The sequence below is a fragment of the Streptomyces marispadix genome (genome assembly GCF_022524345.1).
In the GTDB taxonomy this organism is placed as follows: Bacteria; Actinomycetota; Actinomycetes; order Streptomycetales; family Streptomycetaceae; genus Streptomyces; species Streptomyces marispadix.
On record NZ_JAKWJU010000002.1, the window covers coordinates 6,236,901 to 6,261,937 of the forward strand.

Below are 25,037 nucleotides of genomic sequence, written 5' to 3' on the forward strand. Positions count from 1 at the left end.
TCCACAGCCCCCGGGCACCCCTTGACAGGCACATCCGTTGCTGGATTACTGGATCGCGCCCGGCATCTGACCGAATGGTCGGTCGGCGCGGTGAGTACGGCAGCGAGTACGAGAGCGTGGAACGCATGACGCAAGCCATGAGCGACGGTGCGGCGCAGGCCATGTTCGCGGCGGACCAGGCGTCGCGGTCCCTGGGCATCACGTTGCTGGAGGCCGGGGACGGCGCCGCAAAGCTGCGGATGACGGTGACCGCCGACATGGTCAACGGGCACGGCATGGCGCACGGCGGCTACCTCTTCCTCTTCGCCGACACCGCCTTCGCCTGCGCCTGCAACAGCCACGGCCCCGTCACCGTGGCCTCCGGCGCCGACATCTCCTTCGTCAGACCGGCGCGCGAAGGCGATACGCTCACGGCGCTCGCCGAGGAGCGCACCACTTACGGCCGCAGCGGGATCTACGACGTGACCGTGCTGCGCGAGGCCGGACCGGAAGGCACCGAGGTCATAGCAGAGTTCCGCGGCCGCAGCCGCACCGTAGGTCGCGTGGAGGGTTACCCATGACGATGAGCGAGACCCCGGCCGCGGCCGGTGCCGACCGCAGGACCGGCGAGCCGCTGCCGCAGGAGCTGATGGACCCCGGCGAGCGCATGGACCGCGAGGAGCTGCGTGCGTACCAGCTCACGAGGCTGAAGCGGACGCTGCGCACGGCCTACGACGAAGTCGAGCTGTACAGAAGGAAGTTCGACGAGGCCGGGGTGCGTCCCGAGGACTGCCGCACCCTGGAGGACCTGGCGCGCTTCCCCTTCACCACCAAGGCGGATCTGAGGGACACCTACCCCTTCGGGATGTTCGCCGTGCCCATGTCGCAGGTGCGGCGCATCCATGCTTCGAGCGGCACCACCGGCCGTCCCACCGTGGTGGGTTACACGGAGAACGACATCTCCATGTGGGCGGACATGGTCGCCCGCTCGATCCGCGCCGCGGGCGGGCGCCCCGGGCACAAGGTCCATGTCGCCTATGGATACGGGCTGTTCACCGGCGGTCTCGGCGCGCACTACGGAGCCGAGCGGGCCGGATGCACCGTCATACCCGTCTCCGGCGGCATGACGGCCCGGCAGGTCCAGCTCATCCAGGACTTCGAACCCGAGATCATCATGGTCACGCCCTCCTACATGCTCACGCTGCTCGACGAGTTCGAACGCCAGGGCATCGACCCTCGCGGCACCTCCCTGCGTACGGGGATCTTCGGCGCGGAGCCCTGGACGGAGGGGATGCGCACGGAGATCGAGGAACGCCTCGGCATCCACGCCGTCGACATATACGGGCTGTCCGAGGTGATCGGGCCGGGAGTCGCGCAGGAGTGCGTGGAGACCAAGGACGGGCTGCACATCTGGGAGGACCAGTTCTATCCGGAGATCGTCGACCCGATCACGGACGAACTCCAAGAGCCGGGCGCGGAGGGCGAGTTGCTCTTCACCTCGCTCAACAAGGAGGCCATGCCGGTCATCCGCTACCGCACGCGCGACCTGACGCGGCTGCTTCCCGGCACGGCACGCCCCGCCTTCCGCCGCATGGAGAAGGTGACCCGGCGCTGCGACGACATGATCATCCTGCGTGGCGTCAACATCTTCCCCAGCCAGGTCGAGGAGATCCTGCTGCGTACCCCTGGTCTGGCGCCCCACTTCCAGTTGCGGCTCGTCAACCGCGCCCGGCTCGACCACATGACGGTGCGCGTCGAGGCACGGCCGGACGCCGCCCACGTGGAGCGCGAGGCCGCAGCCTCGTCGGTCGCCGCCGCGATCAAGGACGGGATCGGGCTGAGCGTCGAGGTCGAGGTCGTCGAGCCGGAGACGCTTGAACGCTCTGTGGGCAAGATCCGCCGGGTCGTCGACGAGCGCTCAGGGCGCTGATTCGCCCCCGCCCCGGGGCGTTTCGTCCCTCGCGCCCCTCGGCAGGCTCAATCGCCGTCGCGCGCACCGAAGTTGACGGTGGTGAACTGCGGGTTGGCGATGAGGAAGCCGCCGTCCACCGGGTACGACTGTCCGGTCGCGTAGGCCGCGGCGTCCGAGGCGAGCCAGACGATGAGCGAGGCGACCTCGCGAGGGTCGCCGGGCCGTGAGACGGGCAGCGCCGGCCGGTGCACCGAGTGCACGTCCGCGTCCTCCAGGCCCGACATCCTGGTGGCGATCAGGCCCGGCGCCACCGCGTTCACGGTGATGCCGTGCTCGGCCAGCTCCAGAGCCATCGACTTCGTCAGTCCGCCCAGTGCGTGCTTCGCGGTGTTGTACGAGACGGAGGACGGCAGCGGCGTGTGCTCGTGCACCGATGTGACGTTGACGATGCGTCCGCCACGGCGCTGGGCGATCATCCGGCGTGCGGCCCGCTGGCTCAGCAGGAACGGCCCCTCCAGATCCACCCGCATCACATGACGGAAGTCCTCGAAGTCCGTCTCGGTGAACGGTGCCGCACGGTTGTCGCCCGCGGCGTTGACGAGGACGTCCAGGCGGCCGAAGCCGTCCGCGAACTCGTCGATCACGGTCTCCGCGCCCGGCAGTCGCGTCAGATCGAGGTGGGCTACCTCCGCGCGCCGACCGCGCTCTCGCACCAGCTCGGCGGTGCGATGGCCCGCGGCCTCGTCCGCGAACCAGGTCACGCCGATGTCGAAGCCGTCCCGGGCGAGCGCGAGGGCCGTGGCCCTGCCGATGCCCGACTCGGAGCCGGTGACGACGGCCGCCCTGGTTCCGGCGTCCGATGAGGAGGCGGTGGCGCCGCCGAGGTCCCTGCCGACGTCACTGCCGAGGTCGTGGTCCATGGTGATGCTGCTCCTGTCCGCCGAGACCGAACCTGCCTTACGGGTACGGAACTACGCGGCGGGGCACGGCACTTGGACGACGCCCCGGCGGTCCGCCGCCGCCCCGAAGGTGCCGTAGTCCGAAGGCTCCGCGCCCGGTCTCCGTGGAGCCGGAGGAGACGGCGTGAACTCCGCGACGCATGTTCCGAGTCGTTCATTCGTACCCCGCAAGTGTTCCCAGCCCGGGTCCGCGCCGATCATGCCGCGCCCTCCAGAGCCAGCAGCGTCCGCTTGGCCTCCGCGCCCCCCGCGTAGCCGCCCGCCGAACCGTCCGAACGGACCACCCGGTGACAGGGAAGGACGACCGGCAGCGGATTGGTCGCACACGCGGTGCCCACGGCGCGCACCGCCCGAGGGTTTCCCGCCGCCTCGGCGACCTGCGCGTAGCTCTCCGTACGGCCGTAGCCGATGGACGGCAGACGTGCGATCACCTCGCGGCGGAATCCCTTCGTCAGCCGCATGTCCAGGGCCAGTTCGAAGCTTGTGCGCCGCCCCTCGAAGTACTCCTCGATCTGCCGGACGGCCTGCTCCAGCCGCGCGGGCGCACGCAGTACGCGCGGGCTGACGCGACCGGCGAGATCCGCCAGCGCGGCGTCGTGGTCCTGCACGTCATACGCCACCCGCACCAGGCCCTCCTCCGTGGCGGCCAGCAGCAGCGACCCCACGGGTGTCTCCAGCGTGCGGTAGGCGACGTCCAGCAGCCCGTCGCGCTCTGCTGCACCCACGAGGCGTTCGTGGAGGCGCAGTTGTGCCGGCGTGTCCTCGACGGGCAGCGCCGCGAACACCGGCTCCTCCCGCCGCTGCGGTCCGGATGCCGAACCGGATGCCGAAACTGTCATCGCTTCTCGCCTTTCTCCTCGGCGTGGGTCCCAAGGCTGCTGCGCAGGGACTTGATGCCGTCGGCCGCGGCCCTGCGCGCGGCGTCGGCGGTGCCGCCGGTGATGGCGGCGATCTCCTTGTAGGGCAGCCCGGCGAGATGGTGGTACGCGACGGCGGCCCGCTGCCGCTGTGGCAGCGCCTTCAGCGCCTGCCAGAGCTCTCCGTCCCAAAGCTGCCCGTTCCACAGGTCCCCGTCGGAGCCCGACCCGGCCGCAGGGCCTTCGGCGAGTGCCCGCGGCCCGGGTTCGGGGACCTCGGGCACGGCGATGGGACGGCGTGAGTCCGCCCTCGCCGCGTCGACGGCCTTGCGGTGTGCGATCGTCACCAGCCACGCCTCGACGTCCGCGTCGCCGGGCAGGCCCGGATACGCCCTCAGCGCCGCCAGGAACGTCTCCGACCAGGCGTCCTCCGCGTCGACCGGTCCGACGACCGCGCGGCACACGCGCAGCACCATGGGCCCGTACTCGGCCACGACCTGCTCGAAAGGTCTCAGGGTCAACACCGGCTCCAGCTCAGAAGAGACGGGGCGTACGCGTCACCGATTCCGCCCCCTCCAGCTCCAGCAGTGCCCGCTTACGCTCCAGCCCGCCCGCGTAGCCCGTGAGCGAACCGTCCGCACCCACCACGCGATGGCAGGGCACGACGACCGAGAGCGGGTTGCGGCCGTTGGCGGCGCCGACCGCCTGGGCGAGCGCCGGGTCGCCCAGCTCGCGTGCGAGTTGGCCGTACGAGCGGGTCTCGCCGTAGGGGATGTGCCTCAGCAACTGCCATACGCGCTGCCGGAAGGGCTCGCCGCGTGGTGCCAGCGGCAGATCGAACTGCCGGCGCTCTCCCGTGAAGTACTCCTCAAGCTGCCGCCTGGCCTCGTCGAAGCCGCCGGGGTCGCGGGGGCCGAGCGCGCCGGGGGAGGGGCCGCGCAGATGGTCCTCGAAGTAGATGCCGGTCAGCGCCTCTCCGGACGCCACGAGTGTGAGGGCGCCGAGCGGCGAGTCGACGACGGTGTGCCGGACGGCGGTCCCGGCCTCGGTGCTGCCGAGCCGGAGTGGCCGGCCGGTGCCGCCGGTGCGGCTCGTGGTGCCGTCGTGAGTGTTCGCTGTCATGGGCCCCGCTCCCTTCGTGCCGTGTGGCCGATTCTTCCGCCCACACCAGGAAGACGTTCGCGGAGCCCCGAACGTGAGATCGCTGGCGGAGCGAATCCGGGCGCGGGCGCACGGGTGCCGTAGCCGGGGGTGGAGCGCCGCTCGCTCAGGCGCCGTCGCCGTCCTCCGCTGCCACCTGCTTCAGCGTCCGGCCGGTATGCGCCGAACGTGCCCGCATCGGGTCCGGCGTACGGCCCTCGCGCACGGCTCGCTCGTCGTTCTGCTTCACCAGCAGCCAGGCCTCGCGGTCGCCGTCGCCGCCACCCCGGAAGCGGGTGAGCGCATAGCCGCCGCGGACCTTCGCGCCGTCCATCCAGAACGTGGCATGCCCGTGGCGCAGTGCTTCGGCGAAGTTCTCCGAGTGCGGCCGGTAGGTGCCCTCGTCCCAGACGATGACGGTGCCCGCCCCGTACTCGCCCGGCGCGATGACGCCCTCGAACTCCCGGTATTCCAGGGGGTGATCCTCGGTGGGCATCGCCAGCCGCTTCTCGTGCGGATCGGGCGACGGGCCCTTGGGGACCGACCAGGACTTCAGCACCCCCTCCACCTCCAGCCGGAAGTCGAAGTGCATGGTGGTCGCGTCGTGGATCTGCACGACGAAGCGTGCGCTGCCGTCGCCGGAGGGCTCACCTTCGCCGCGTGGCTCGGCGGTCTTCTCGAAGTGCCGCTTCTCGCGGTACCGCTTCAGCGCGTCCTGATCCGCGGCGCCTCCGTCGCGCTTGTCGCGCCCGGCGCCCCGCGTCCGGGTGCTCTTCGCAGCGCTGCGTGCCGTGCCCCGTGCCGTGGTGCGCCCTCCCGTACCCCGTCCTGCGCTCTGACCTGCGCTCTTGGCGGGCTTCTGCACCGTGCTGCCCCGGCCTCGCGTGCTCTTGCGGGTCTTCTCGCTCACCGCGCCTCCTTCCGGTCGGACGGTCGTCCCGACGGGTGCCCGCGAGCGTGCCTCCCAGTACCCGTACGAGTACGAGTCAGTGTGCGCTTACGGGAAGAGCGCGGCCCCTGTGCGCGCTGTAGTGAACGGCGTGATTACGGGTACCTCCGCCCTTCCGGAGAGTCACCGGCCGCGCGGACTCCTCACGCGGCCCGGCCGCACTCACCGGCACGCGCATCCGAGAGACGCGAACCGAAGGGAAGCAACCACCGTGAAATTCGGCGTATCGACCTTCATCACCGATCAGGGGATCGCCCCCGACGCCCTGGGCCGCGCCGTCGAGGAACGCGGTTTCGACTCGCTGCTGATCGCCGAACACACGCACATCCCCGTCGAGCGCCGCTCGCCCTATCCCGGGGGCGGCGACCTGCCCGAGATGTACTACCGCACGCTCGACCCCTTCGTCGCACTGAGCGCCGCGGCCTCCGTCACCGAGCGGCTGCTGCTGGGCACGGGCATCGCCCTCGTCGCACAGCGGGACCCGATCATCACGGCGAAGGAGGTGGCCTCCCTCGACCTGGTCTCCGGCGGCCGTGCGATCTTCGGAATCGGCGTGGGCTGGAACCGCGAGGAGATGGAGAACCACGGCACCGACCCGTCGACGCGAGGTCGGCTGGTCAACGAGCGGCTGCGTGCGATCCGCGAGCTGTGGACGGCCGAAAAGGCCGAATTCCACGGGGAGTTCGTCGACTTCGACCCCGTCTACGCATGGCCCAAGCCCGTGCGGCGCCCGCATCCGCCCATCTGGATCGGCGGCGGCGAGGGAGCGTTCCCGCGTATCGCGGAGATCGGGGACGCATGGCTGGCCAACAGGACCCCGCCGGAGGACCTCGGCCCGCAGATCGAGCGGATGCGCCAAGTCGCCGGACGGGACGTGCCGGTGACCCTCTACGCGGCTCCCGACGACCCCGCCGCCATCGAGGCCTATGAGCGGGTCGGCGTGGAGCGGCTGCTGCTGTATCTGCCGACCCGCCCCGAGAACGAGACGCTCGCGCAGCTCGACCGGCTCGCCGCCGTGGCGGGCCTCGGCTAGGGCGCAGCCGTATGCCGACGATGACGGGCGACGAGGCGCGGGAACGCTTCGCGGCGGCGCGGTCCGCCACGCTGGGTACCGCCGACGCGGACGGAAGCCCGCACCTCGTGCCCGTCACCTTCGCCCTCGCCGGTGAGTCGGGAGACACGGTCGTATTCGCCGTCGACCACAAGCCGAAGCGTTCCCAGCGGCTCAAGCGGCTCGCCAACATCGCCGCGAACCCCGCCGTGACCCTGCTCGCCGACGCTTACGACGAGGACTGGGAACGGCTCTGGTGGGCCCGCGCCGACGGCACCGCACGCGTAATGGCGCCGCCGGAGCACTCCGCCGCATCCGCCCGGCATGTGGGACTGCTCGTCTCGCTCGTGCTCAAGTACCGGGAGCAGTACGGTCCCAGGCCGCCGCGGGGCCCCGTCGTGGAGATCACCGTGGACCGGTGGACGGGCTGGCGCGCCGTCTGACGTAGCCGCGGGCGAGCGGCCCGCCCTGATGCCGGGGAAGCACCGCGGAAGCAGCGATTCCATTTCCCGGGCCCCGCCTTTTCCGCTCTTCCGTGAACGTGCAACGATCCGCCCCATGGCGACAGTGAGTGATCTCCTGCCCAAGGACGCCGTGCGGCTGGACGCCTCGGCCGGGGGCTGGCGGGCGGCCGTCCGGCTCGCGGGCGAACTGATGACGAACACGGGCACGACCTCGGACGATTACACCGCCGAGATGATCCGGAACGTCGAGGAGAACGGGCCGTACCTGGTGATCGCGCCCGGTTTCGCGCTGGCTCACGCCCGTCCCTCACCGGCGGTGCGGCGTAGCGGAATGTCATGGGTGCGACTCGCGGAGCCCGTGGAGTTCGGGCACGAGTCCAACGACCCCGTGGATCTGGTCGTCGGCCTCGCCGCCGAGGACCAGGGCGCCCACCGGGAGGCACTGGCCGGACTGGCGAGACTGCTGGCCGATCCCGGCACCGAGCGGGCGCTGCGTGAGGCCGCCTCGCCGGACGAACTGCTCGCGGTGCTGGCCGGCGACCGCTCCGGTGCGGGCGCCGCGGCACCCGCCGGCACGGCCCGCGCGGACACCACCGCCGCACGGCAGAGCGGTGCGAGCGTGCACAAGATCCTCACGGTGTGCGGCAACGGACTCGGCACGAGCCTGTTCTTGAAGAACACCCTCGAGCAGGTGCTACAGCGCTGGGGCTGGACCGCGCACGTCACCGTGGAGGCCACCGACACCGTCTCGGCGAAGGGCAAGGCGTCCGAGGCCGTCGCCGTCTTCACCTCCCGTGAGATCGCCGCCGCCCTCGCGGACATGGCCGTACCGGTCCGCGTCATCGAGGACTTCACCAGCACCGCCGAGGTCGACGGTGCTCTCCGCGACACCTACGACGTCTGAGACCAGACGCCTGACGACCAGAAGGGAGCAGGCGGCACCATGGGCCCGCTCATCTCCACCGCCGAGTTTCTCGTCGACGAGATCCTCAGCCAGCCCCCGTATCTGATCGGCCTGATCACCGCCGTCGGCCTGATCGCGCTGAAGAAGCCCGCCGGCCAGGTCGCCGGCGGCGCCATCAAGGCGACCCTCGGCTTTCTGCTGATCAACGCCGGCGCGGGCCTCGTCGTCGACTCCCTCGCGCCACTGGGCGAGATGATCCAGGGCTCCACGGGAGCGCACGGTGTCATCCCCACCAACGAGGCCATCGTCGGCATCGCGCAGGAGCAGTTCGGAGCCCGCGTCGCCTGGCTGATGATCACGGGCTTCGCGCTGAGCCTGCTGCTGGCGCGCCTCACGCCGCTGCGCTACGTCTTCCTGACCGGCCATCACGTCCTGTTCATGGCCACGCTGATCACGATGGTGCTGGCGACTGCCGGTCTGTCGTCGGTGGTCGTCGTCATCGTCGGTGGCGTGCTGCTGGGCATCATGCTCGTGTCCATGCCGGCGTTCGCACACCCGTGGACGAAGCGGATCACCGGCGGAAACACCATCGCCATCGGGCACTTCGGCACGGCGGGCTATGTCGCGGCCGGTGCCGCCGGTCAGCTCGTCGGCAGGCGCAGCCGCAGCACCGAGGAGATGAACCTGCCCGAGGGGCTGCGTTTCCTGCGGGACTCCATGGTCGCCACCGCCCTGTCCATGCTGCTGATCTACGTGGTGACGGCGCTGGTGCATCTCGGGCACTCGGGCAAGAAGATCGCGTTCCAGGCGTTCGCCGCCGGTGGCGGGGAGGCCGCCGCCGACGTCGGCGACTACGTGATGAGCGCCGTCATGCAGGGGCTTCAGTTCGGCATCTCCGTCGCCGTCATCCTCTTCGGCGTCCGTACGATCCTCGGCGAACTCGTGCCCGCCTTCCAGGGGATCGCCGCGAAGGTCGTACCCGGTGCGGTGCCGTCGCTGGACGTGCCGATGGTCTTCCCGTACGCGCAGAACGCCGTGCTCATCGGCTTCATCGCCAGCTTCACCGGGGGCCTGGCCTCGCTGGGCCTGCTGACCGCCGTCTTCGGCCCGGCCTTCGGGCTCGCGCTCGTACTGCCGGGCCTCGTACCGCACTTCTTCACCGGCGGCGCCGCCGGTGTCTACGGCAACGCCACGGGCGGCAGGCGCGGCGCCGTCGCCGGCGCCTTTCTCAACGGCGTGCTGATCACGTTCCTGCCCGCGCTGCTGCTGAAGGTGCTGGGCGCCTTCGGCGAGGAGAACACGACGTTCGGGGACGCGGACTTCGGCTGGTTCGGCACGGTCATCGGCAACGCCCCCAAGGCGGGCGGCAGTTGGGGCGTCGTACTGATGCTGCTGACCGGAGCCGTCGTACTGGGCGGCGCCGTGGTGATGCAGAAGCGTGTGGTGGACACCGGCTGGGACCCGGGCGCACACCGCGACGCCCTGCTGCCGCGGCCGGACGAGGCGAACGAGGCGGACGAGGCGAACGAGGCGAACGACGACGATGCGGACACGGACCCGCACCGGGACGCGACGCACCCGGACCGGGCGAACGTCCCGGAAGCCCCCAGGGTCCCCGCCCAGGCCACGGGCGGTACGGACGCCGGCGCGAGGCACGGCTCGGCATCCGGCGGGAGGCGCGGCGCGGCCGGTTCGAAGATCGCACCGCCGCGCGGCGCCCCGGCCCCGCCGCCACCGCCGTCAGCGGACGACTGACCCCCGCCCGAATGTGCACCCGGCCCGAACGACCGTGACCCGTACGGCAGTTCAGACGGCCGGGGCCAGGCCGGGGCGTGCGGCGACGGCCGCCGGCGGCGACGCGGCGAGGCTGTCGAGGAGACGGTCCACGGTCTCCGTCACGCCGTCCGCGGCCTCCGCGGCGACGACCCCGGACCCCTCCGTCTCCGGGGCGTCCGGCGAGACGTGCCTGTCGAGCACGAACCAGCCGCGCAGCACGTTGTCCGTGCCGAGCGAGGTGAGGACGGGCCGCAGCGCGTAGTCGATCGCCAGTACGTGTGCGGTGCTGCCGCCCGTCGCCAGCGGCAGCACCGTCTTCCCTGCGAGTGCGAACTGCGGCAGCAGGTCGAGAAGCGTCTTCAACAGGCCGCTGTAGGCGGCCTTGTAGACGGGAGTGCCGACGACGAGGGCGTCCGCCCAGTCGACCGCCTCCACGACCTCCCGTATCGCGGGATGGGCGGCGTTCCCCGCGAGCAGCGGTTCCGGGGGCAGGTCTCGTACGGCGATGTGCCGCACGTCGTGGTGTTCGTCGGTGAGGAGCCTCCCTACGTGGCGTACCAGCGACGACGTACGTGAACGTGCCGACGGACTGCCGGAGAGGGTGAGGACGTTGGGCATCGTGAATCTCCTTGAAGGTCGGGGAAGTTCCAGGGCGGGAGGGCGAGGAGGCGGAGCCGGGCGGGAAGCACGAGGGCGAGCGAAGGACGCGTGAGGAGCGCTGCGGCCGTGCCGTCAGCCGGAGAGGGCCGCGGCCCGGCCCTGCCGCCGCTGCGAACCCCCTGTCTCCTCGCGCGACTTCGACTCCGTACGGGGGCCTCCGCCGGTGATCACATACAGGTCCCGCTCCCGTAGCCGCGACGTGGCCCACATGCTCACCAGCGCGGTCAGTGCGAGATAGCCGCACGCCGCCCAGGGCGTGCCGTCGCCGAGTGCCAGCAGCGCCGTCATGATCAGCGGGGTGACGCCCGAGGCGAAGATGCCCGACATCTGGTAGACGAAGGACATGCCGGTGTAACGCACCCGCGTCGCGAACAGCGCGGCGAACAGGGTGCCTTGGGCTCCGTAGAAGTACGCGTGCACCAGCCCGAGCGTCACCACGAGCACCGCCGCGAACCCCCATGGTCCGCCGAAGCCGAAAACCCAGAAGGCGGGGAAGACGGACAGAGCGAACAGGCCCATGCCCACGAAGTAGACGCGCCGCGCACCCTGACGGTCGGTGAGCGCGCCGGAGACCGGTATCACCACGGCCATCACCAGCGCCGCCGCCGTGACCGACAGCAGCACCGAACTGCGGTCCAGCTTCAGCGTGCCGGTCGCATACGTCAGGGCGAACACGGCCCAGGTGTTGAACGCCGCGCCCTCGCCCCAGCGGGCCAGCATGCCGAGCAACGCATGGCGGCGCGCGGGCCGTTCACGCAGCAGCTCCACCAACGGGGCCGACCGCGCGAGCTGCCGGGCCTCCCTCAGCTCCCGGAAGGCGGGCGTCTCGTCGATCTTCAGCCGTACGGTCAGGCCGACCGCGACGAGCACCAGCGACACCAGGAACGCCACGCGCCACCCGTAGCCGAGGAACGCATCGTCGCTCAGCACATTGTTCAGCAGCGCGAACGCGCCCGTGCCCAGGGCGAGTCCGAGCGCCAGGCCGATCTGCGGATAGCTGCCGAAGCGGCCCTTGCGGCCCCTCGGCCCGTACTCGACGGCGAGCAGCACCGCACCGGCCCACTCGCCGCCCAGGGCGACGCCCTGCGCTACGCGCAGCACCAGAAGCAGCGCCGGTGCGAGGAGCCCGGCTTGCTCGTACGTCGGCAGCACCCCGATCAGGGCGGTGGAGACGCCCATCAGGCTCATCGTGAAGGCGAGGGTGCGTTTGCGGCCGATGCGGTCGCCGATGTGCCCGAAGAGCAGCCCTCCCACGGGCCGGGCGAGGAAGCCCACGGCGAACGTGGCGAACGACAGCATCGTGCCGACGGGGCCGTCGGTCGTGGGGAAGAACAGCTCGCCGAAGACGAGACCCGCGGCGGTGCTGTAGAGGAAGAAGTCGTACCACTCGACCGTCGTGCCCAGCAGGCTGGAGAGCACGACCGTCCTGAGCCTGCGGGGGGCCTCGGCCGCAGGGGTTTCCGTGGCAGCGGTGATTTCCGTGGCCGCGGTGGTTTCCCTGGCCGCCGCGCTCTCCGTGGGCGGCGGCGTCTTGGGGGTGTCCGGTCGCATCGCGCTCACCGGCCCGCGAACGGGACGATGCCCGCCTCGGTCGCAGCGTCGCCGTCCGGGTGCTGCCACAGTCCGCGCTGCCGCAGCAGGGGCAGGACGCCCTCGCCGAACCAGTACGCCTCCTCCAGGTGCGGGACCCCGGAGAGGACGAACTCCTCGATTCCCAGGCGGTGATACTCCTCGACGAGGTCGGCGACCTCCGAGTGGCTGCCCACCAGAGCTGTGCCCGCGCCGCCGCGTACCAGCCCGACTCCCGCCCAGAGGTTGGGATAGATCTCCAGCCGGTCGCTGGTGCCGCTGCCGTGCAGCTCGCGCATCCGCCGCTGGCCCTCCGACTCGCTTGCGGCCAGGCCCTGTTGGACCGCCTTGATGCGCTCCGGGTCCATGCCCTCCAGCAGGCGCTCAGCCTCGGCCCACGCCTGTGCGGAGGTGTCGCGGCTGATGGTGTGCAGCCTTATGCCGAAGCGCACGTCCCGCCCCTGCGCCTCGGCGAGGGAGCGTATCCAGTCGATCTTCTGCTTCACCTGCTGCGGGGGTTCGCCCCAGGTGAGATACACATCCGTATGACGGGCGGCCACTTCGCCCGCGGCGGGGGAGGAGCCCCCGAAGTAGATCCTCGGGGCGGGCTCAGGGAGCCGGTTGAGCCGGGCGCCCTCGACGCGCAGATGCTCGCCCTCGTGGTCGACCCGCTCGCCGGTCCACAGGCGGCGCACGATGTCCAGGAACTCCCCGGTGCGCGCGTAGCGTTCGTCCTTGCTCAGGAAGTCGCCGTAGGCGCGCTGCTCTGCGGACTCGCCGCCGGTCACCACGTTCAGCAGCAGCCTGCCGTGCGACTGGCGCTGATACGTGGCGGCCATGTGCGCGGAGAGCGTCGGCGAGATCTGGCCCGGCCGGAAGGCCACGAGGAACTTCAGCCGCTCGGTGACCTGAGTGAGCATCGCGGTGGTGATCCAGGCGTCCTCGCACCACGCACCGGTCGGAGTGAGCGCGCCTGCGAAACCCAACTGCTCGGCGCTACGGGCGATTTGGCCGAGGTACTCCACGGACGCCGGACGGTCGCCGCCGGCGGCGCCGGGCGTGGAGCCATGGCCGCCGCCGACGACGTGGCGGCTGTCGCCCGTCGTGGGAAGGAACCAGTGGAACGTCAACGGGGGCGAGGATTCAGGTGAGGAGGCCGGTGAGGACGCTTGCGGATCAGCGGGCCGCGCGGTCGAGGCGGACGGGTCGGAAGACACGGAGACTCCAGAACTGGGAACGGGATGCTGGGAGTTGAGGGTTTGCTGGGATTGCGCGCTGTGAACTGCCGGCGGAGGAACGGCAGTCGGCCCGCGCAACGGCCCCCGCGAGACGCAGCCACGTACCGGCGTCCCCTACGCGCCTGCGTACGGACGTCGGGACGAAGGGCGCCATCGGCGTACGAGCGCACGGCTGTGCCCGCTACCGCACGGCCGCGCCCGTGCACCGGACCAGGGCAGGCGAGCCCCGGTCGGCGTCAACGGGACGGCAGGCGTCAACGGGCCGGAGAACCGGGCGACTTCGGTCGCGGGGAGATCCTGCGGGAATTCGGCCGCAGAAGGCCGCCGAGAGGCGGGCGGAAGACGGCGGGCCGAAGGGCCCTGCCGGAGAGTCAGCTCTGACAGGTCGCGCTGGACTGGCGGCACAGATCGACGTGGAGGCGTTCCACGAGGAGTCCTGCTGCGGCTGTCATGTCCGGCATTCTGTGCGAGCGACCCCGTCGGCTTCAACCCCAACCGGCCCACGTTTCAGCAGGTGAGACGGACGGCACGGGCGAGGCGAGCGCTGCCCGGGCGATGACGGGACCGCACGCCTCCTGTTCGGGGCACGTGGAGGACGCGTCCCGGGACGACTGCGGACGGTCTCTCAGGCGCCGCCCAGGACGCCCTTCGCCGCCTTGATCTGAAGCTCGTCGATGGTCTCGATCTGCCCGTGCGCACGCCGCAGCAGCTCCGCCAGCCGGTCCTCGTCGAGCACGGCCGACGGCGGTCCGTCCAGCGAACTCAGCGCCTGCCACATCAGCTTCTTGCCCTCGACTCCCAGGCGCAGCGCCTCCAGTTCGACGAGGTCGCTCAGCGGAGCCCGGCGTACCAGGGAGCCGTTGCTCTTGAGCCTGCCTGCCTTCTCCAGCAGCCATCCGGCGGTCATCCTGTACCGGCGTACGGGCACGCCCAGATCGCGCATGATCCGCAGCAGGGCCATGCGGTCCTGTGCGATCTCGTCTGCTACGCGGACGAGCGCCGACCCCGCCGGTGACGCCGCGTGCTGCTTGGCGATCCTGCGGGCGAGTTCCGAGCCGCTGGTCGCCCCGAGGAGATGGTCGTTGAGATAGATCGGCAGCGGCTCGGTCATCGGTCCGGCGGTACGTGTGCCCGCGCGGGAGCCGTTGCGGCCGTGCCGGCCGGAGTGGCCGGTCGCGCTGTTCGCGGTGTGCGTCATCGGTGGCTCCCGTCGGGGTGCGGAACCTCGGTGCTGCCACCGCCGTATTCGCCGGACCGGCGTCGCCGCGGCTGGGGCGCTGCCGCGTCGCGACGGGCGCCGCCACCTGCCGCGATCGTCGCCGCGACCCGGAGTCCGGCGAGGCGGTGGACCTGCTCCCTCCAGGCTCGCAGCCCGGCCCCGGCTGTCAATTCGCGGACGGTCTCCGACAGGCGCTGTCCGCGGGCCTGGGGCTCCGGGCGGTGTGCCGTGCCGCTGCCGTGCCGCCGCCGCGTTCCCGGCCGCCCGCCCCCCGCCCCGTTCCGCTCGCGACCCGCCCGCGAGGGCCTGCGACCGGCCACCACCCGCGGTGATCCGTCCAGGTGTGCCTTGGTCCGTTCGGAGGGCAGATCCGTTTGAGGATCGGTGCGGGCTCCGGTGAAGTGGTCGTAGCGGAGGTTCACGGCGGCCCACGGCCGTGCCGGGCCTCCTGTTCCGGACCGCCTCGCGAGACGGGAAGACCATGACCGACACCGCCCCCATCAGCACTCCCTTCACCGCCGAGTCCACCGCCGGAGAGGTCATCGAAGGCATCGATCTGACCGGACGGCGTGCCGTCGTCACCGGTGGCGCCTCCGGCATCGGCGCCGAGACGGCCCGGGCACTGGCAGGCGCCGGGGCACAGGTGACGCTCGCCGTGCGCGACGTGCAGGAGGGGCGGCGAAAGGCCGCGGAACTCGTCACGGCGACGGGCAACGAGGAGATCCGCGTCGCCCCGCTCGACCTCGCCGACCGCAAGTCCGTAGCGGGCTTCCTGGCCGCCTGGGACGGGCCGCTGGACATCCTCGTGAACAACGCCGGGGTCATGGCGTCACCGGAGGTACGCACGCCCGAGGGCTGGGAGTTGCAGTTCACCACCAACCACCTCGGGCACTTCGCGCTCTCCGTCGGGCTGCACCGGGCCCTGGCGGCGGCGAACGGCGCCCGCGTGGTGTCCGTGGGCTCGGGCGCACACCGGCAGTCGCCGGTCTGCTTCGAGGACATCCACTTCCGCGGCCGTCCCTACGATCCGTGGGCGGCGTACGCACAGTCGAAGACGGCGAACGCGCTGTTCGCCGTCGAGGCATGGGAGCGCTGGGAGAGCGACGGTATCGCCGTCAACTCCCTCACCCCCGGGGCCGTACGCACCAGAATCCGGCGCCACGTCGGCGAAGAGGAGGCCGAGCGCGGCAGCACCGAGGCAGGCGGCGGCGCCGTGGAGTGGAAGACGCCCGAACAGGGCGCGGCGACCTCGGTCCTTCTCGCGACCTCCTCGCTGCTGGAGGGCGTCGGCGGACGCTACTTCGAGGACTGCAACGAAGCACCGCTCGACGAGAACGGCTCCGGTCGCGGAGTGGCGCCGCACGCCGTCGATCCGGAAGCCGCCGCGCGACTGTGGGACGTCTCCGTCGCGACGCTCACAGCCTGAACGCGGACTCCCCGAGCACCGACGGCACTTCACCTTCATTGGGCGTACCTGCGGAATCCGCAGCATCCGCCTGTCGGCACAAGCCGTACTCCTGTCCGGATGCCCGAGTCCGCTTGTGCCCATCGCGTGAAGGAGTGTGGTCGCGGGGGTTGCCGCCGAGAAGGGCGGCACCAGGATGTGCCTGCTTCGGGCAGGTGGCCCGGGGCGGGTACAAAGCCCCCCACCAAAGAGGAGCGGAATGTCTTTGACGTCCCTCAGCCGGCGAGCACGTATCGCGCTGGCAGCCACGGCGGCAGGAAGCGCCGCCGTTCTGGGCTTCGCGGTGCTGCCGTCGTCCGCGACGGCGACCCCCGCCGAGAAGCCCGCCGCGTCCGCGGCGAAGAGCGAGAAGTCGGCCAAGGCCGATGCGATCACCCGGGCCCAGATGCTGGAGCGCGCGGCCACCTGGCTGACCGCGAACAACGGCGCGCAGGTTCCCTACAGCCAGACCGAGGTCTGGTCGGACGGGTACCGGCAGGACTGCTCCGGCTACGTCTCCATGACGCTGGGCCTGTGGAAGTCCGGGCCCAACACCGTCGAACTGGCGAGCAACCGGGACCTGACCACCCCGATCAACCTGGGTGACCTCAAGCCCGGCGACCTGCTCATCGACGCCGACGGCTCGAACACCACGCGCCACGTGGTGATCTTCGAGAAGTGGACCGACGACTCGCACACCGCCTACTCGGCCTTCGAGCAGCGCGGCGGCCACGGCACGGACCACCGGACGCTGGACTACGGTCTCTCGTCCGGCAGCGAGTACAAGCCCTACCGTCCGAACAACCTGACGGACTGAGGCGGTACGCCGCAACCAGGGCCGCCGGACGGCCCGTTGAGCACGACGAGCGCTCCCGTCCCCTCCTGGGGCCGGGAGCGCTTCGTGTCATGCGTGCCCGCACGCGGGCCGTTCCGACCGGTGCCGCTTCGCCTACTCCTTCACCGCCCCGGCGTTCGCCCCGCGGATGAAGTAGCGCTGGAAGCAGAAGAAGAGCACCGCCACCGGAATCGTGGACAGCAGCGCCGCGCCCAGCTTCAGCGGATACTGCGTACCGGCGCCGAGACCGCCGGAGACGAAGCGCGCCAGACCGGTGGTGAGCGTCTCGTAGTCGCTGGACTGCGTGGCCACGAGGAAGTGCGTGAACTCGTTCCACGAACCCTGGAACGACAGCAGCGTCACCGTGATCAGAGCCGGACGCGACATCGGCAGCACCACGTACCAGAAGGTCCGCCCGACGCCCGCACCGTCGATCCGGGCGGCCTCCTCCACCTCCCTCGGCACGGACTCGAAGAACTGCTTCATGATGAAGATGCCCGCCGCGTCGAAGAGCAGCGGCACGATCATGCCGGTGTAAGTGTCGAAGATGCCGAGGGTGTTGAGGACCAGGAACTTCGGGATGAGCAGCACCACCGGCGGCACCGCCATCACCGCGACGACGAAGGCGACCAGCAGCGCACGGCCCCGGAAGCGCAGCCGCGCGAGCGCGTATCCGGCCGCCGAGTCGAACGCCACCCGGCCCAGGGTCACCACCACCGTCACCAGCGTGCTGTTGCCCAGCCACCGCATGAACGGCACGCCTTCGCCGCCCCCGCCGGAGCCGGTGAGCTGCTCGAAGACCGCCGCCGTGGGCGCCGCAGGCAGCAGGGACAGCGGATGCGACGCGGCCTCCGGGTCGCTCTTGAAGCTCGTGGAGAGCTGCACCAGGAACGGCAGCGCGTACAGCAGGGCGAAGCCCAGCAGCAGCGCGTAGCCCGCGAGCCGCGCGGGGCGGGGGAAGCGTGCCAGTACGGGCCGCTCGTCCGTCGCGGCGGGTTTGTCAGTCGTGCGCACGGGGTGCCTCCTTCCCCTCGCCGTGCTCCGGCTTCCCGCCGGGTCCGGACTTCGCCGCGGCGGGCACGGCCCCCCGTGCCGCACCCGCCGCGAGCCTCTGCCTCAGCGGGCCCTGCCCCGACAGCCCCCGCCCCGACAGCCCCCGCCCTCCGCGCTCCCGCAGCAGGAAACGCTGAACTCCCGTCATCAGCAGCACGATCGCCAGCAGGATGAACGAGATCGCGGCCCCCTGCCCGAACTCCGCGTTGTCGAAGCCGTAGGAGTACGACAGATACGCGGGCGTGAGCGTGGTGTTGGCCGGATCGCCCTGACCGAGCACGTACACCTGGTCGAAGACCTGCCAGGTGGCGATCAGTCCCAGCGTCGTCACCAGGAACATCACCGGACGCAGGGCGGGCAGCAGCACATGGCGCAGCACATGCCTGCGGGAGGCGCCGTCGAGGGCGGCGGCTTCCTCCAGTTCGCGGGGGATGTTCTGGAGCGCCGCGAGGAAGATCAGCATGAACGTGCCCGAAGTCGTCCATACGGCAAGGAGGATGAGGGTGCACATGGCGACCGACGGTCCGGCCAGCCACTCCGAGAAGGGCAGGCCCATCATCCTGTGGTCGGCGAGGAAGCCGCCCGGCACCCCGTCGGTGATGCCCATCGCGTCCAACAGCACCCACAGCACGCCGCGTGAATCCTGGAACCAGTTCGGGCCCTTCACGCCGATCCAGCCGAGCAACTGGTTCACGGCGCCGCTGCCCTGGAAGAGGAAGAGGAAGACCGTGCACACCGCGATGGAGCTGGTGACGGAAGGGAAGTAGAACGTGGTCCGCAGCATGCTGCGGCCGCGCAGCATCCGCTGGTTGACGATGATCGCCAGGGTGAGCGAGAGCGCCGTCTGAAGAGGCACCGTCAGCAGCACGTAGTAGGCGTTGTTCCGCAGCGACGTGGCCAGCAGCGTACGGGCGAGCCCGTCCTCGGCAAGCAGGGAACGGTAGTTGTCCAGCCCCACGAAGTCGGCGTCCGGGGTGAACGGATTGGACTGGCCGTCCCAGTCGAGCAGGCTCACCCAGGCCGCCATCAGGATCGGCAGCGCCAGGAAGAGTCCGAGGCCCAGGACCATGGGGCTGACGAAGAACCAGCCCCACAGCCCCTCACGTCCGCGGATCGTACGGGTCGGAGAGCGCCCGGGAACCCGGGCCGGGCCGGGCCGCCGCTCAGCGGGCGGCGGCGCCGGGCGCTCGGTGGCAGTGGTCGGCATACGAGGTCAGTCGCCCTTCTTGATGGCCTGCTCGCCGTTGCGCTGAAGCGTGGAGAGGATGTCGGAGGGAGAGCCCGTACGCAGTGACTGCAAGTCGGCGTTGAACTGGTCGAGGACCTTGGTGAAGCCGGGCACGGTCACCGGGCTCTGTGCGTAGGAGTTGCCCTCCACCCATGCCTTGGACTCGGGGTGCTCCTCGGCGAAGGTCTTCATGATGCTCTCGCGTGAGGGCATCACGCCGATCGCGTCGGAGGAGGCCAACTGCTCCTTCTTCGAGGTGAGATGGCGTACGAGTTCGACGGCGGCCTCGTGGTGGGTGCTCTCCTTGGCCACGCCCCAGCAGTTGCTGAAGGCCAGGGTGCCCTTGCCGGCGGGGCCCGCGGGCAGCGGCAGGATCTTGTAGTCGACGTCCGGGAAGTCCTGCTTCATCGCCCCGGCCAGCCAGTTGCCCTCGATGATCATGGCTGCCTTGCCCTTGCCGAGCGCCTCACCGGCCCAGCCGGTGTCGACCTGCTTGGCGAACTTCATCGAGCCGGACCGCAGCAGCTTCCGTGCGAACTGAAGCCCCTTGGCGTTCTCTTCGCTGTCGGCGGTCATCTTCGACTCGTCGGCGTTGGTTATCCAGCCCCCGGCCTGCTTCATGAACACCCCGAGCCGCTGGTACTCGTTGGTCGTCACCAGGCCCGTGGTCTTGCCGGTCGTCAGCTTGTCGGCCGTCTTCTCCAGCTCGTCCCAGGTGGTGGGGTAGTCCTTCGAAGTCAGCCCGGCCTCCTTCCACTTCTTGGTGTCGACGGCCAGGCCGAGAGTGGAGGAGTCCTTCGGCAGGCAGACGAGCTTGCCGTTGTACGTGAACGCCTTGCGAAGCTGCGGGGCGAAGTCCTTCGCGTCGGGGATCTTGTCGCCGTAGGCGTAGAGGGAGCCCCCCTTGGCGTAGTTCGCGAACTGGTCGGAGTTGACGTAGAAGGCGTCCGGCGGGCGGTTGCCCGCGAAGGCCTGTGCGAGCTGCTGGTCCATGTCCTTGGCGAGCTGCACGGTGACCTTGTGCCCGGACTTCTTCTCCCAGGCCGCCGTCGCCTTCTTCACGGCCTTGGTCTCGGCGTCACCGGAGGTGGCGATCAGCACGCGCAGGGACTGCTTCTTGCCGTTGTCCTGCTCGGGTCCGTTCTTGTTCTTGTCGAACCCGGACGAACAGGCGGTCGCGGTGGTGGCCAGCACCGCGAGCGCGGTGACGGCCACTGTGGAGCGACGGAACATTCGGGCCTCCTGAGGGAGTGGATCGTGGGCTGGGAATTCCGTGGGATTACGGGAGTCGCGAGGAGTCCTCGTAGTACGAACTCGACGGGACGGGACGGGACTTGACGGGGTGGAGCTTGACGGGCGGTGGCGATGGCAGCCCGGCGTCAGCCGGAGGCGGCACCGAGGCTGGCCCGTACGACGAGAGCGGGCGGGAGCAGCACCCGTTCGGGAGGTTTCGCGGGATCGGCCATGCGGGCCAGCAGCATCCGCATCGCCTCCCGGCCGACATCGCCGAGCGGCTGCGCCACGCTCGCGAGTCCGGGAGAGAGCAGGGGGGCGACGGCCGAGTCGTCGAAGCCGACCACGGACACCTCACGCCCCGGGGTTCCTCCCGCGTCGGTGACGGCGCGGTAGCAGCCCAGGGCGAGCGTGTCGCTGGCGGCGACGACCGCCGTGACGCCCGCTTCGAGCAGTGGCCGCACGGCGCGGGATGCGGTGGCCACGTCGTCGAGACTGTGCACACGCAGGTCCGGGTCCTCCAGGCCGTGAGCACGCAGCGCACGCTGCCAGCCCTCGGCCCGGTCGTCGCCGACACCGGAACCGGGCGGCCAGCCGAGGAAGCCGATCCGCTCGTGGCCCTCGGCCACGAGCCGCTCCACGGCCGACTCGGTGCCCGCCGCGCCGTCGACGTCGACCCAGTCGCCGATCTTCTGCTCGGACCACATACGGCCGAACGCCACGAACGGGATGCCGCGTTCATGGAGCCACGCCTGGCGCGGGTCGCCGTGCGCGGTGTTGCTGAGCACGAACGCGTCCACGCCGTGCTCGCCCAACAGCTCCTCGTACGCGGCCAGTTCACGCTGTCCGGACCCGGCGGCGAACAGCAGCAGCCGGTAGCCAGCGGCGTCGGCCGTCTCCGACAGGGCGTGCAGAAAACGGTCGAGCACCATGTTGCCGGGGCCCGCCGGCTCTATCCCGAATCCGATGAGCCTGCTGGCACGCGTACGCAGCGAACGGGCCGCGCGATGAGGGCGGTAGCCCATCTCGTCGACCGCACGGCGGACACGTTCCAGGGTCTCCGGGCGCAGCAGATCGGGGGTGTTGAGCGCGTTCGAGACCGTCTGCGTGGAGACACCGGCGCGGCGGGCGACCATCGCCATGGTCACCGTTCCGGAGCCCGGACCCGAACCCGAACCGGAGCCCGTGCCCGTGCCGGAGCCCGCACCCGCACCCTGGCCGGACACGGGCGGCGACGGTTCGGAACGAGGCGGCATGGCGGAAGGACTCCCCGGGCGACGGCGGAACGACGACGGACCAACACTGAACGAACACTGACGTAACCGGACGATCTGGCCCTGCAAAAAGGGCAATTCGCGCCCTTGACCTCTTTGCTAGGGTCTTTTTTGATCGATCCAATGGCTGAGAGGTTGCGCCCACGTGGAGACAACTGTCAAGACTCATGACGGCACAGGCGCCACGAGCGCACCCCCCGCCCCGGCTGAGCTACAGCCCTTCCTGCACGACGCCTGCATCACCCTCTGCGCGCCGGGCATGGCGGTCTCACGGGCCGACGGCCAGATCAGCGAGGGCCCCGACGGCTTCTACCACGGCGACCGCCGCGCCCTGTCCATGCTGGTCGCCTTCGCCGAGGACGTGCCCAACGCCCCCATCAGCGGCGGCCCCGACTCAGCCGACCGCGCCTCGTTCCGTACGGTGCTGCGCGGACTCGCCGAGCACAGCCCGGACCCCGCCGTCACCCTGGAGCGCCGGCGGACCGTGGAGCCGGGGGAACTGCGGGAGACGATCACCCTGCACAACGCCGGTCTGACGTCCGTGCCCATACGCCTGACACTGCGGGCCGCAAGCGACTTCGCGCCGTTGGAGGCGGTCAAGTCCGGCCGCCCGGTGCCGGATTCGGCCCCGCGGATCGAGACGGACGGGCTGGCCTGGAGCGACGGCGAGCTGACGGCGCGGCTGGTGTGCGCTCCCGCGCCCGACGCCGCCGTACACGGCCCGGCTGAGGCCGCCGAGCTGCGCTACAGCGTCGAACTCGGCCCGGGAGAGCGCTGGCAGACCGAACTGCGCTGCACCGTCGACGACTCGAAGGGCGCCGCGTTCAGCCCCGCGGCACCCGCGGCACGCGCCGCACTGTCGTCCGGGGCGGCGCTGAGGACCGCCGACCGCGGCCTCGACCACTGGTTCGCCCGCTCATGCGAAGACCTCGGATCGCTGCTGCTGGCCGATCCGTTGGAGCCCGCCGACACCTTCCTCGCCGCAGGCGCACCCTGGTTCCTGACCCTCTTCGGACGGGACTCCGTCTGGGCCGCCCGCATGCTGCTGCCGCTGGGCACCGGGCTCGCCGCCGGCACGCTGCGTACCCTCGCACGCCGCCAGGGCGGCAAGAGCGACCCGGCGACCGAGGAGCAGCCCGGCAAGATCCTCCACGAAATACGCCGGGACGGGCTGGAGTTCGGCGACGGCCTGTCCGTACCGCCCTGCTACTACGGCACGGTCGACGCGACGCCGCTGTGGGTGACGCTGCTGCACGACGCCTGGCGCTGGGGCATGCCGCCCGAGGACGTCGAACTCCTGCTGCCGCACGCCGAGTCGGCCCTGAAGTGGATGGACGAGTACGGCGACGCCGACGGGGACGGCTTCCTCGAATACGTCGACAGCACCGGGCGCGGGCTGGCCAACCAGGGCTGGAAGGACTCCGGCGACGCGGTGCGCCGCCGCGACGGCACCCTCGCCCAACCGCCGGTCGCGCTGTGCGAGGTGCAGGCGTACGCACATGAAGCGGCCCTGTGCGCCGCGGAGTTGCTGCGCGCGTTCTCACGGCCCGGTGCGGATCGCTGGGAGGAGTGGGCGCAGCGGCTGAAGCTGCGTTTCCGCGAGCGCTTCTGGGTCGAGGACGCCGACGGGCCCTACCCGGCCATCGCCCTGGGACGCGACAAGAAGCCCCTGGACGCGCTGACTTCGAACATCGGCCATCTGCTGGGCACCGGGCTGCTGGACGAGGAGGAGAGCCGGCTCGTCGCCGGGCGCCTCGCGGGCCCGGACCTCGACTGCGGCTTCGGGCTGCGCACGCTCGCGGCCGGCTCCGGCGGATTCAGTCCGCTCGGCTACCACATCGGCACCGTCTGGCCGCACGACACCGCCATCGCCGTACACGGCCTCGTACGCGACGGGCACCACGACGTCGCCCGCTCGCTGTCGGCCGGGCTGGTGAGGGCGTCGGCCTCCTTCGACGGGCGGCTGCCGGAACTGTTCGCCGGTCATGGCACGGGCACCGACACCCGGCCGGCGCCCTACCCGGCGGCCTGCCGCCCGCAGGCGTGGTCCGCGGCGTCGGCGGTGACGGTCCTTCAGGCCGCACTGGGGCTGAGCGCCGACGCACCGGCCGGGCGCCTGACCGTGCAGCCGCGCATGGCCGCCGGATATCTGCCGCTGCGGGCGAGCGGACTGCGCCTGGGGGAGCGGGAGTTCGAGGTCACCGTGGACGCGGGCGGCACCGCCCGCGTGACGGGGCTGCCGGAGGGCGTGGCGACGGTGGAGCAGGCGGAGGAGGCCCAAGCGGCGCAGGGCGGCGAGGAGTCGTGATCGGCCGGTGCGCTCCCGAGCCTCATGTTCCTGCGGCCATGTGCCGTCCGAGGTAAGGAACGGGCCAACGTGCCGTAGCCCGGCTCGTAATGACTGGCAGCCGGATGCCCGCAGAACCGATGATTGGTGGTCCATACGGACAACGGGGGTCTGATGGCGGTCTTTCTGGTCGTCGACGCAGTACTGCTGCTGGTCATCGGTGTGTTGGCCTGGGTCCTGGTCCGCAGAGAACGCCGCCGGGGTGCCACGTGCGCCGACGGACTGCGGATCGAGGCGGCTGCCGGGAGCGAGTTGCGTGAGGCCCGGCGGCGTGCCCGTGCGGGCCGGGTGATGGGCACGGCGTCCGTCACGCCGTATCTGCGTGACCGCGAATGACGGCCCAACTCACGGGCCGCGCAAGCGAGTTCCGCCGTGGGCGGGCGAGGCCGCGCGCTCAGCGCCCCCGCACCAGTGTCGCCGCGTGGGCCAGCGCCAGGGCGTAGCCGTGTGAACCGGCGCCGCAGATCACGGTGTCGGCCACGGCCGAGACATAACTGTGGTGGCGGAACGGCTCCCGCTTGTGGATGTTGGACAAGTGGACCTCGACGACGGGCAGTTCGACGGCGGCGAGCGCGTCGCGCAGCGCGACCGAGGTGTGGCTGTATCCCGCCGGGTTGATCACGATCGCGCGGTGTGCGGTGCGGGCCTCGTGGACGGCGTCGATGAGGACGCCCTCGTGGTTGCTCTGCCGGCAGTCGGCCGTCAGCCCGTGTGCCCGCGCCGTCTCCCGGCACAGCTCCTCGATCGCCGCCAGGGTCTCCTTGCCGTAGATCCCGGGCTCCCGCAGACCGAGCAGATTGAGGTTCGGGCCGTTGAGCACGAGCACGGGGACGTCGTCGGAGTGCGGCATCTGCGATTCCCATCAATGTACGAACACGTTCGTTACTTATAGCTGGTTCGTCACTTATACCAATCCGCCGCGGTGCCGTGACGGCGGACCCTTGCC

At 71.0% G+C, this 25,037-nt stretch carries 25 protein-coding genes; 10 read left to right on the plus strand and 15 right to left on the minus strand.

Features of this window, described 5'->3' with window-relative positions:
• Positions 1 to 125: 125 nt before the first annotated feature.
• Positions 126 to 560, plus strand: coding sequence for a hydroxyphenylacetyl-CoA thioesterase PaaI (paaI, locus tag MMA15_RS25910; protein WP_241062576.1), 435 nt, complete (start codon positions 126 to 128; stop codon positions 558 to 560).
• Between the two features lie 2 nt (positions 561 to 562).
• On the plus strand, positions 563 to 1,909 hold the full coding sequence (paaK, locus tag MMA15_RS25915; protein WP_372498377.1) for a phenylacetate--CoA ligase PaaK: 1,347 nt from the start codon (positions 563 to 565) through the stop codon (positions 1,907 to 1,909).
• A 47-nt stretch (positions 1,910 to 1,956) separates the two neighbouring features.
• On the opposite strand, the gene MMA15_RS25920 is transcribed toward paaK, so the two are convergent.
• From MMA15_RS25920 to MMA15_RS25940, 5 genes are all read right to left on the minus strand, one after another.
• On the minus strand, positions 1,957 to 2,811 hold the full coding sequence (locus MMA15_RS25920; RefSeq protein WP_241062578.1) for an SDR family oxidoreductase: 855 nt from the start codon (positions 2,809 to 2,811) through the stop codon (positions 1,957 to 1,959).
• A gap of 236 nt (positions 2,812 to 3,047) precedes the next feature.
• Positions 3,048 to 3,689, minus strand: a complete 642-nt coding sequence (locus MMA15_RS25925) for a methylated-DNA--[protein]-cysteine S-methyltransferase (RefSeq protein WP_241062579.1) — start codon at positions 3,687 to 3,689, stop codon at positions 3,048 to 3,050.
• A complete protein-coding gene (locus MMA15_RS25930) occupies positions 3,686 to 4,228 on the minus strand; it encodes an RNA polymerase sigma factor (protein WP_241062580.1) in 543 nt (180 codons plus the stop codon). Before MMA15_RS25930 ends, MMA15_RS25925 begins: the two co-directional genes overlap by 4 nt.
• Positions 4,229 to 4,241: 13 nt before the next feature.
• The gene (locus tag MMA15_RS25935) at positions 4,242 to 4,829 is read right to left on the minus strand and encodes a methylated-DNA--[protein]-cysteine S-methyltransferase (RefSeq protein WP_241062581.1); all 588 of its coding nucleotides are present in this window, start codon (positions 4,827 to 4,829) and stop codon (positions 4,242 to 4,244) included.
• Between the two features lie 145 nt (positions 4,830 to 4,974).
• Positions 4,975 to 5,556 (minus strand): DNA polymerase ligase N-terminal domain-containing protein, encoded by a 582-nt coding sequence (locus MMA15_RS25940; protein WP_241063506.1) that lies wholly within the window; start codon positions 5,554 to 5,556, stop codon positions 4,975 to 4,977.
• A 451-nt stretch (positions 5,557 to 6,007) separates the two neighbouring features.
• On the opposite strand from MMA15_RS25940, the gene MMA15_RS25945 reads away from it, so the two are divergent.
• The 4 genes from MMA15_RS25945 (at position 6,008) to ulaA (ending at position 9,970) form a co-directional block, all read left to right on the plus strand.
• The gene (locus MMA15_RS25945) at positions 6,008 to 6,829 is read left to right on the plus strand and encodes an LLM class F420-dependent oxidoreductase (RefSeq protein WP_241062582.1); all 822 of its coding nucleotides are present in this window, start codon (positions 6,008 to 6,010) and stop codon (positions 6,827 to 6,829) included.
• Between the two features lie 11 nt (positions 6,830 to 6,840).
• On the plus strand, positions 6,841 to 7,290 hold the full coding sequence (locus tag MMA15_RS25950; RefSeq protein WP_241062583.1) for a TIGR03668 family PPOX class F420-dependent oxidoreductase: 450 nt from the start codon (positions 6,841 to 6,843) through the stop codon (positions 7,288 to 7,290).
• Between the two features lie 115 nt (positions 7,291 to 7,405).
• Positions 7,406 to 8,215 (plus strand): PTS sugar transporter subunit IIAB, encoded by an 810-nt coding sequence (locus MMA15_RS25955; protein ID WP_241062584.1) that lies wholly within the window; start codon positions 7,406 to 7,408, stop codon positions 8,213 to 8,215.
• Between the two features lie 39 nt (positions 8,216 to 8,254).
• Positions 8,255 to 9,970: a PTS ascorbate transporter subunit IIC gene (ulaA, locus tag MMA15_RS25960; RefSeq protein WP_241062585.1), complete on the plus strand. Its 1,716-nt coding sequence runs from the start codon at positions 8,255 to 8,257 to the stop codon at positions 9,968 to 9,970.
• 51 nt (positions 9,971 to 10,021) lie between these two features.
• Here the strand turns inward: ulaA and ssuE are convergent, their stop codons facing one another.
• The 5 genes from ssuE to MMA15_RS25980 form a co-directional block, all read right to left on the minus strand.
• Positions 10,022 to 10,609: an NADPH-dependent FMN reductase gene (gene ssuE / locus MMA15_RS25965; RefSeq protein ID WP_241062586.1), complete on the minus strand. Its 588-nt coding sequence runs from the start codon at positions 10,607 to 10,609 to the stop codon at positions 10,022 to 10,024.
• Between the two features lie 114 nt (positions 10,610 to 10,723).
• Positions 10,724 to 12,202 carry an MFS transporter gene (locus tag MMA15_RS25970; protein ID WP_241062587.1) on the minus strand — a complete coding sequence of 493 codons (1,479 nt, stop codon included), beginning with the start codon at positions 12,200 to 12,202 and terminating at the stop codon, positions 10,724 to 10,726.
• Between the two features lie 5 nt (positions 12,203 to 12,207).
• Positions 12,208 to 13,350 (minus strand): LLM class flavin-dependent oxidoreductase, encoded by a 1,143-nt coding sequence (locus tag MMA15_RS25975; RefSeq protein WP_241062588.1) that lies wholly within the window; start codon positions 13,348 to 13,350, stop codon positions 12,208 to 12,210.
• 479 nt (positions 13,351 to 13,829) lie between these two features.
• Positions 13,830 to 13,919, minus strand: a complete 90-nt coding sequence (locus MMA15_RS28595) for a putative leader peptide (RefSeq protein ID WP_372498304.1) — start codon at positions 13,917 to 13,919, stop codon at positions 13,830 to 13,832.
• Between the two features lie 164 nt (positions 13,920 to 14,083).
• A complete protein-coding gene (locus tag MMA15_RS25980; protein WP_241062589.1) occupies positions 14,084 to 14,656 on the minus strand; it encodes a hypothetical protein in 573 nt (190 codons plus the stop codon).
• A 502-nt stretch (positions 14,657 to 15,158) separates the two neighbouring features.
• Here MMA15_RS25980 and MMA15_RS25985 point away from each other — a divergent pair.
• Positions 15,159 to 16,103, plus strand: coding sequence for an SDR family NAD(P)-dependent oxidoreductase (locus tag MMA15_RS25985; protein WP_241062590.1), 945 nt, complete (start codon positions 15,159 to 15,161; stop codon positions 16,101 to 16,103).
• Positions 16,104 to 16,347: 244 nt separating this feature from the next.
• The gene (locus MMA15_RS25990) at positions 16,348 to 16,938 is read left to right on the plus strand and encodes an NlpC/P60 family protein (RefSeq protein WP_241062591.1); all 591 of its coding nucleotides are present in this window, start codon (positions 16,348 to 16,350) and stop codon (positions 16,936 to 16,938) included.
• A 132-nt stretch (positions 16,939 to 17,070) separates the two neighbouring features.
• On the opposite strand, the gene MMA15_RS25995 is transcribed toward MMA15_RS25990, so the two are convergent.
• The 4 genes from MMA15_RS25995 to MMA15_RS26010 all read right to left on the minus strand — a co-directional run bounded on the left by MMA15_RS25995 (position 17,071) and on the right by MMA15_RS26010 (position 21,726).
• Complete coding sequence (locus tag MMA15_RS25995; protein ID WP_241062592.1) at positions 17,071 to 17,970, minus strand: carbohydrate ABC transporter permease; 900 nt, start codon at positions 17,968 to 17,970, stop codon at positions 17,071 to 17,073.
• Positions 17,957 to 19,216, minus strand: coding sequence for a carbohydrate ABC transporter permease (locus MMA15_RS26000; RefSeq protein WP_241062593.1), 1,260 nt, complete (start codon positions 19,214 to 19,216; stop codon positions 17,957 to 17,959). Before MMA15_RS26000 ends, MMA15_RS25995 begins: the two co-directional genes overlap by 14 nt.
• 6 nt (positions 19,217 to 19,222) lie before the next feature.
• Complete coding sequence (locus tag MMA15_RS26005; RefSeq protein ID WP_241062594.1) at positions 19,223 to 20,470, minus strand: sugar ABC transporter substrate-binding protein; 1,248 nt, start codon at positions 20,468 to 20,470, stop codon at positions 19,223 to 19,225.
• A 146-nt stretch (positions 20,471 to 20,616) separates the two neighbouring features.
• A complete protein-coding gene (locus MMA15_RS26010; RefSeq protein WP_308290593.1) occupies positions 20,617 to 21,726 on the minus strand; it encodes a LacI family DNA-binding transcriptional regulator in 1,110 nt (369 codons plus the stop codon).
• A gap of 163 nt (positions 21,727 to 21,889) precedes the next feature.
• On the opposite strand from MMA15_RS26010, the gene MMA15_RS26015 reads away from it, so the two are divergent.
• Positions 21,890 to 24,052: an amylo-alpha-1,6-glucosidase gene (locus MMA15_RS26015; protein ID WP_241062595.1), complete on the plus strand. Its 2,163-nt coding sequence runs from the start codon at positions 21,890 to 21,892 to the stop codon at positions 24,050 to 24,052.
• 153 nt (positions 24,053 to 24,205) lie between these two features.
• Entirely contained in the window at positions 24,206 to 24,427 is a 222-nt protein-coding gene (locus MMA15_RS26020; protein WP_241062596.1) for a hypothetical protein, read from the plus strand.
• A 58-nt stretch (positions 24,428 to 24,485) separates the two neighbouring features.
• On the opposite strand, the gene aroQ is transcribed toward MMA15_RS26020, so the two are convergent.
• On the minus strand, positions 24,486 to 24,941 hold the full coding sequence (aroQ, locus tag MMA15_RS26025) for a type II 3-dehydroquinate dehydratase (RefSeq protein ID WP_241062597.1): 456 nt from the start codon (positions 24,939 to 24,941) through the stop codon (positions 24,486 to 24,488).
• Positions 24,942 to 25,037: the final 96 nt, after the last annotated feature.